The organism is Neisseria sp. P0021.S007 (assembly GCF_051956855.1).
This window is the reverse complement of the sequence record NZ_JBQCXA010001398.1, coordinates 1-488: the sequence shown is the minus strand read 5'-3', so window position 1 is coordinate 488 and position 488 is coordinate 1. Positions and strand designations below refer to the sequence as shown.

Sequence of the window (488 nt, the reverse complement as noted above, 5' to 3'; positions counted from 1 at the left end):
ATCTCTCCGTTTAAAGACCTGACCGTCCGCTATGCCGCACAGGCAGGCGGTTGACCCGGCATGGGTTTACGGTTTGATTCGCCAAGAGAGCCGCTTTGTCATGGGCGCGCAATCCAGCGTCGGCGCGCAAGGCCTGATGCAGGTCATGCCTGCAACCGCCCGCGAAATCGCCGGCAAAATCGGCATGAGCAGCAGCGAACTCTACACCATGGACGGCAACATCCGCATGGGTACTTGGTACATGGCAGATGCCAAACGCCGCCTGCAAAATAACGAAGTGATGGCCACCGCAGGCTCCAACGCCGGCCCAGGCCGCGCCCGCAACTGGCAGGCTTCTTCGCCTTTGGAAGGCGCCATCTACGCCGAGACCATCCAATTCACCGAAACCCGTGATTATGTGAAAAAAGTCATGACCAACGCGACTTATTACGCGTCATTGTTCAACGCACCGCAAACTTCGTTGAAACAACGTCTGGGTACGGTTCCCA

General features: G+C 57.6%; 1 pseudogene. It reads left to right on the top strand.

The window, feature by feature from the left end:
- A pseudogene (locus tag ACTHUR_RS19375) lies at window positions 1–488 on the top strand (lytic transglycosylase domain-containing protein); the annotation flags it as partial.